At 45.1% G+C, this 7,134-nt stretch carries 7 protein-coding genes; 2 read left to right on the top strand and 5 right to left on the bottom strand.

Features of this window, described 5'->3' with window-relative positions; translation table 11 throughout:
• Positions 1-62 precede the first annotated feature (62 nt).
• From EWV60_RS19075 to EWV60_RS19055, 5 genes are all read right to left on the bottom strand, one after another.
• Positions 63-665, bottom strand: coding sequence for a dual OB domain-containing protein (locus EWV60_RS19075; protein ID WP_287234053.1), 603 nt, complete (start codon positions 663-665; stop codon positions 63-65).
• A complete protein-coding gene (locus EWV60_RS19070; RefSeq protein WP_193977185.1) occupies positions 653-1,099 on the bottom strand; it encodes a DUF488 domain-containing protein in 447 nt (148 codons plus the stop codon). Before EWV60_RS19070 ends, EWV60_RS19075 begins: the two co-directional genes overlap by 13 nt.
• Positions 1,035-1,736: a DUF488 domain-containing protein gene (locus EWV60_RS19065; protein WP_002794879.1), complete on the bottom strand. Its 702-nt coding sequence runs from the start codon at positions 1,734-1,736 to the stop codon at positions 1,035-1,037. The genes EWV60_RS19070 and EWV60_RS19065 overlap by 65 nt, the downstream gene beginning before the upstream one ends.
• Positions 1,737-1,853: 117 nt before the next feature.
• Positions 1,854-4,487 carry a cyanophycin synthetase gene (gene cphA, locus EWV60_RS19060; protein ID WP_287234050.1) on the bottom strand — a complete coding sequence of 878 codons (2,634 nt, stop codon included), beginning with the start codon at positions 4,485-4,487 and terminating at the stop codon, positions 1,854-1,856.
• 104 nt (positions 4,488-4,591) lie between these two features.
• Positions 4,592-5,446, bottom strand: a complete 855-nt coding sequence (locus EWV60_RS19055; protein ID WP_002754723.1) for a cyanophycinase — start codon at positions 5,444-5,446, stop codon at positions 4,592-4,594.
• Positions 5,447-5,819: 373 nt separating this feature from the next.
• Here EWV60_RS19055 and trmD point away from each other — a divergent pair, with 373 nt between their 5' ends.
• Both trmD and EWV60_RS19045 read left to right on the top strand, forming a co-directional pair.
• On the top strand, positions 5,820-6,515 hold the full coding sequence (gene trmD, locus EWV60_RS19050; protein WP_287234048.1) for a tRNA (guanosine(37)-N1)-methyltransferase TrmD: 696 nt from the start codon (positions 5,820-5,822) through the stop codon (positions 6,513-6,515).
• Positions 6,516-6,798: 283 nt separating this feature from the next.
• Positions 6,799-7,122, top strand: coding sequence for a DUF4347 domain-containing protein (locus EWV60_RS19045; protein ID WP_002754726.1), 324 nt, complete (start codon positions 6,799-6,801; stop codon positions 7,120-7,122).
• The last annotated feature ends 12 nt before the right edge of the window (positions 7,123-7,134 follow it).

The raw sequence follows: 7,134 nt of genomic DNA, 5'->3' as shown, positions 1-7,134 counted from the left end.
AGCGTTAGATTTATTGGGAGTTTCCCTGATTTGTACCCAGTAACGGGGCGGCGGAAATTCTCTTAATCCCTTCTACAGCACAGGTTATGGCCTTTTGTCAACGGGGAAGTCCAGGTATTTAATTTCTCGACAAATACGGGATCAGTTATCTTTGCTTCTGTCAAACTGTTACCATTCGCTGTTGTAATTGTGCCACGCCACTCAAAATTTCCTTTTGAATTTTCTTTTTGATATACTCTAAAACTCTGCACTTGAATCAACTGGAGAGTATAACGTTGATTGAAATTAAGGTTTTTCAAATAAGAAGGATTAACATATTTAATTGAATTGTGCAGTATTTTTGTTGGGGTTCTACAATACTTTCCCAAATCATTGATATTGAATCTACCTACACATTTCCATTCACCGGGTAAAACGGAAAAATTTTCCGATTCAAACCCAAAATCATTGCCAGTATCAGCAAGGGGAATTTCGAGAATATCTAAAACTTTTGGTTCTTTACCAGAAATTAGTCTAACTGATCGTGGAACCCTGCCATCTTCTGGATAAAGAGAATCACACACAGGACGAACCCAATTTCCTGAACTAATATCAATTCCAGCGATACAGCGTTCATTTAATTTCCATGAATTAGCAAGACAGACAATTTTTTTCAGAGATGACATATATTGACATTCCCCCATTTCTCCTTTAAATATTCGGCCACTAAACGACGGTGACAATTATGAGGTTTTGCCTCACTACAGAGTAAACAAGCGTTATTAATTACATCTGGAGAAACTTTTGTTTCAATCCTGCGGCTACTAATAAGTTGTCTAAATTTTTGTTCGTATATTGTCCAATCAACTTTTTTCTTTTTATATTCATCAAGAATATCTTGAGTTGGAGCTAAGTCTAAAACATGAACATATTCAATTCCACCGATGACTTTTAAAAAATATTCTAGGTCAGCTTTTTTACTAAATCCTGCTAATTGGGAAACATTATTTAAACGAGTATCTATAACTCTCTTAACGCCAGCTTTTTGTAAGTCATCAAAGAACTTCTGTGCAGTCTTTTGAGTAAAGCCGATTGTAAAGAGATTGATTGTCCTGTTCATCATAATTACCACTTGTTTCTATATAAGCAATTGCATCACCCTGAAGCTTATAAGCTTTCTCCAAACATTCTGCTTTTGTGAGAATATTGCTATTTGGCTCGACAAATAAAGAAAGCTGAATTTCTTTTTGACTACTTGCTGAAAAATCTGTCAAACTATGTTTAAACAGCATTCTTTCTTCTAGATGGTCATGAGATTCCAAGTCACCATTTTTGAGAATATGATAAATATCTAAATCGCAATGACGTAGATGTTGACAAACCAGAATCGCTCTATGACATTCAATCGGGTCTTTCTCCGCACACATAAGGGCAATTCGATGTTTTTTCACTCCCTGTAAAATTCGTTCAATTCCATGATTAAAAGCAGATGTTTTAGCAATTTTTTCGTATAAAGCCTTACCATTGACATAACATTCTTCGCTGCTCGGTCTGGCTCCTAATTCCTTGCCCAAAAACACATAGTAAATGCCTTCACTTTTTAAAGCATTTGACAATATTGACTGATTAAAATGCTTGAGAAATCGGCTATAAGGATGAGAACGAACATCAGCAAGGGCAGTTATATTATGCTTCTTAAGTAGAAGCATAAATGAGGCAATTTCGTGATTAGAGTGACCGATGGTGAATAACTGCATCAATATTATTATTCCTTCGATGAAAGCCTACAATAATCATTGTAGATCAACCATTGCCTAGACAGGGGAACAGACCATCGGGCTAGAAGTGACTCTATAGGCAGAATATCCCAACTTTTAACCCTGATTATCGGTCAGGGGTCGATGTTTCTCAATCAAATTGATCGCCTGGGTGACACTTTCGGGGAAAATTACCACTAAACCACCCTCAGAAACCGTGCTTAAAGCCTTCTCTAAAGCCTCCGTTTCATCGAGAATAACTTCCGGACGCAAACTGGCATTTTCTTCGCTAATTCCCCGGAGAATTAAATCGGCCACTTCCCCCCGGCGGCGACCGCGAGTATCGTTATCTTCCTTAACAATAATTCGATCGAACATAAGCGCCGATAATTTCCCTAATAAAATTAAATCATCATCCCGTCGATCGCCCGGTCCCCCAACCACGCCGACTTTTTCGCCGGACCAATTGCCGACAAAACCGCCGACGGCTTCGTATCCGGCGGGATTATGGGCATAATCGATTAAAGCGTGATGGTGTCCCAAGTCAAACAGGTTCATCCTACCGGGGGTCTGGGCCACGGAAGGTTTAAAAGTCCGCACCCCTTGGCGAATTAACTCGATATCGATACCATGCACAAAAGTGGCCAAACAGGCGGCCAAGGCGTTAGCAATCATAAAAGGAGCCATTCCCTGCATAGTCACGGGAATATTAACCGCTTCCTCGATTCTCAGCGTCCATTCTCCCTCTAGAATCGACAGATAGCCATTCTCATAGATGGCGGCCATGCCACCGCGACGGATATGGTCGTGAATAATCGGGTTATCGGGACTCATGGAAAAATAAGCGACTCTTCCCTTGACTTTTTCGGCCATACTAACGGTCAAGGGATCATCGGCATTTAAAACCGCGTAACCCTCGGCGCTAACCACCTCGGCCACAACGCTTTTTACCTTCGCCATTTGTTCGATGGTGTCGATATCACCGATACCCAAATGGTCGGCGGCCACATTTAACACCACCCCCACATCGCACTGATTAAAGGCTAAACCCGATCGCAGGATACCACCCCGGGCCGTTTCTAGCACGGCAATCTCGACTGTGGGATCCTTCAAAATCATACTGGCGCTGTAGGGACCGGTGTTATCGCCCTTTTCTACCAGATAATCATCGATATACACGCCGTCCGTCGTGGTAAATCCGACTACTTTCCCCGTTTGTCGGCAAATATGAGAAATTAAGCGGCTAGTGGTGGTTTTGCCGTTAGTTCCCGTAATGGCCAGAATTGGCACGCGACTGGGAGTCCCGGGGGGGAATAACATATCGATAACTGGGGCGGCGATATTGCGGGGTAAACCGCGACTGGGGGCGACGTGCATCCGAAAACCGGGGGCGGCGTTGACTTCTACGATTACCCCGTCCACTTCTTTCAGGGGTTTGCGGATATCCTCTGTCACCACATCGATCCCGGCAATGTCTAAACCGATTAATTTTGCCACTCTTTGGGCGATCCAGACGTTTTCGGGGTGAATTTCGTCGGTACGATCCACGGCGATGCCGCCGGTGCTTAAATTAGCCGTGGCCCGCAGATAGGCGATCTCTCCGTGGGCTAAAATGCTGGTTAATTCATAGCCCTGTTTCTCTAGCACATTAAGGGCGGTTTTGTCAATAGTTATTTTAGTTAAAACGTTGGCATGACCGTCACCCCGGTTGGGATCTTGATTAATAATTTCGATTAATTCTTCTACAGTTGAGCGCCCATCACCGACGACGTGAGCGGGAATCCGTTCGGCCACGGCGGCGACTTTACCATTTATGACTAAAATTCGGTGATCACTGCCTTTATAATACCTTTCTACGATCACGCTGCGGGTTTTCGAGGCGGCACTGGCTAGATCATAGGCTTCCTCTGCTTCCTGTTGAGTTTTAACATCGATGCTGATGCCCCGGCCGTGGTTGCCATCGAGGGGTTTAATCACGATGGGAAACCCTCCCACTTCCTCGATTGCCGCTGACAACTCATCCAAGTATTGAATCACCGTACCCCGGGGGACTGGAATCCCACCATCCTTGAGGATAGTTTTTGTGCCTTCCTTGTCACAGGCCAACTCAACGGCTAAAATCCCCGAAAAACTGCTTAAAGTGGCTTGAATGCGCTTTTGGTGAACGCCATAGCCCAATTGCACCATGGCACGAGCGCTCAGGAGTAACCAGGGAATATTTCTAGCTTGTGCTTCTTTGACGATGGTTTCTGTACTCGGACCGAGGGAGGCATTATTGCATAAATCGCGTAAATCGGCTAAATCTTGGGCTAATTCTTGCTTAGGATAGGTTCCCGTATCGACAATCGATTGACACAAACGCACGGCAGCTCGACCCGCATAACGTCCCGCTTGCTCGTCAACGTACTCAAATACCACGTTATAGACTCCGGGGGTGGAGGTGCTTCTAGTGCGACCAAACCCGACGGGAGTTCCTGCCAATTCCTGCAATTCTAGGGCGATATGTTCAATGATGTGGCCCATATAAGTGCCAGTGCGGACTCGTTCAAAGAAACCGCCGCGATAACCGGGGGAGCAGTAATGTTCGACTAAACTGGGGAGAACGTCGATTAATCCCTCGTAAAAGCCGGGGATTTCATTCGATGGCTTCTCTGCGAGATCTTCGAGATCCAGACGCATAACAATGAGCTTGTCGCGACGAATACTCCAGTAGTTGGGACCGCGCAGGGTTTGGGTTCTGAGAATTTTCATGATGCTGGTGTTCGCTGTTGAGAAGCACAAAGAAGCCGTTGTTTATTGTCTGGTTTTCTGAGAGCGGTAAACTGTTCATCGTGAACAGTTTTTCAGGAGTTTTTTTACCCCAATTTAGGGATCACTTGCTGTTTTTTGAGATGATAGCCATCACCGTAGGCCAGAATATGTACCCGCAGATTATGCAGACTCAGGGGTTCGTTAGCGGTGACGTGATGGTGGTTGGTGTGGGACATTTCCCTAGCATTAATTACCGTCACTGTACCGCAGCCGATTACTGTCATCGTGCCATCCCGTTCAAACATAGCGCAGGTATCCTCATCAATGCCAATTCCTAAACGTTCAGGATAACCGGAGATAGCGCTCATTAACCGAGCCATGCGGTTGCGATTGTGGAAGTGTTGATCGACAATGACTTCAGGAATGAGACCTAATCCCATGGCCATATCCACTAGGGCCCGATTGGGTGCTTCCCCACTGCTGCCCCCGGCAATCATGTGATGACCCATAACGGCGGCCCCGGCGCTAGTTCCGGCCAGGGTTAATTCTCCCTGTTGCACTCTTTGTCTGATTCTTTCCATCAGGGGAGTATCGGAGAGCAAACCGCATAAACGCAGCTGGTCGCCTCCGGTCATAAATACACCTGTACACTCTTCGATGTAGGCTTGAAATTGGGGGTCTTCTCCCTGTACGCGATCACGAATATCGATAACTTTGACGTATTTTGCCCCCATTTCCTCGAAAATCTTCTGATAGCGATCGCCGATTAGAACCGGTTCTCTGGAAGCGGAGGGAACAATAGCGATCACTGCTTCGCTACCCCCAGCGCGATTCCAAAAGGTATGCAGTATCTCTTTACCGTGGACTTTATCCTCGGCACCTCCAATGACTAAAATCGCCGTTTTGAGAGATACGGGGGTAGGATTTTGGTGGTGTTGGGTTTCTAGCTCGATGATCATGTCACTGAACGAATAGACATTTTTAGGGATGGAAGGTTTTTCGGGAAGATGGACAGGTATCTTGATCTTATTTTCCCTGAACGGTTGATGGAAAAAAATGCGGTTTAGGAATATTTTTCGGGACATCAAGCAATAGTAGAGGCGATTTTAGCAATTTTCTTCGATCCACTGGCAATGACGGACTGTTAGTTAACTTTTAGTCTAGGCTAGACTTCGATCACTCAAGCTAGAGCCAGAAAAACCCCTAGACAGTACAGGATAGTCTATCATGTTATTGAGATAGACTAGCGCCAAATTAGCAAGATTTTAACCGATCGAACCGTGACAAAATGATACATTAAACACTATCCCAGTCTAGGCCTTAATTTTCCCCGTGCAGTTTGACATTATTACTCTCTTTCCCGATTTTTTTACTTCACCGCTGCGGTCGGGGTTGTTGGCAAAAGCTCTCGAACGCGACATCGCTAGGGTAAATTTGGTCAATCTCCGGGATTTTGCCCACGATAAACACCGTCGCGTCGATGATGAACCCTACGGTGGTGGTGTGGGAATGTTATTAAAACCAGAGCCAATTTTTGAGGCGATCGAGTCTTTAGAAATTTTACCACCCCGGGAGATCGTGCTGATGACTCCCCAGGGGGAACCTCTCAATCAAGCTTTACTGAAAACTTGGGCCAGTAGTTATCAGCAGTTAATTCTCATCTGTGGCCATTATGAAGGGGTAGATGAGCGGGTTTGTGAGCATTTGGTGACTAGAGAGGTATCTTTAGGGGATTTTGTCCTAACTTGTGGGGAAATCCCGGCTTTAGCGATTATTAACGGGGTGACGCGGTTGTTACCCGGGACGGTAGGTAAGGCAGAATCGTTGAAATTGGAGAGTTTTGAGGCAGGTTTATTGGATTATCCCCAATATACCCGGCCGCCGGTCTTTCGCAGTTGGCAAGTGCCGCCGGTTTTGCGATCGGGTAATCATCAGGATATCGCTGATTGGCGCTATCAACAACAACTTGATCGTACTAAGGAACGTCGTCCAGATCTCTGGCAAAAATGGCTAGAGGAACAGGATTAATCGCCAAAAATGCTCCTGTGGGCATGATGAATTATGAATGATAAATTATGAATATAGCGTTTCCTAAGCTAGTGAGGTACACCTATTTTTCTTGCCTTTTGCCTCTTGCCTAAAACCCATAACTCTTGTACCTCAGCAGACTGAAAACCGCTATATATAGTTTTCCCGACTGTCTCAAGAAACCCGTTTTCTTGTAATAAATATTAATTTCTGTTACAGGGGTATTGAAAAATTCGGGATTCTTTGCATAAAATAGTCCCATTAATCTTTTGCGGTCAGCGTCATGACTTCTACCCTCTTGCCGAGCTTTCCTGCTGTTGACGATGCTTTGTTCAATTTTGCTCAATCTGATGGCTTGAGTCAAGCTAATCGGGTGAATAGTGCGAGAAATCAGCGTTTAACCGCTACCGTAGTTTTCCTCGATGCTGGTGTTAGCGATTATCAAAGTCTCCAAGCTGGGGTAATTCCAGAAGTCGCCACTGTTATTCTCTCTCCCAACGAAGACGGAATCGAACAAATATCCGCTTTTTTACAACAAAATCCCCAGATTACCACCACCACCTCTATTATTAAATCGGTGCGTTACGCTATCGCGCTTCACCCCTAAGAGTAAGCGGAC

The organism is Microcystis sp. Msp_OC_L_20101000_S702, from assembly GCF_007095705.1.
GTDB classification, from domain to species: Bacteria; Cyanobacteriota; Cyanobacteriia; order Cyanobacteriales; family Microcystaceae; genus Microcystis; species Microcystis ichthyoblabe_A.
Note: the sequence above shows the minus strand (reverse complement) of the source record. Positions and strands in the feature narration are given on the sequence as shown.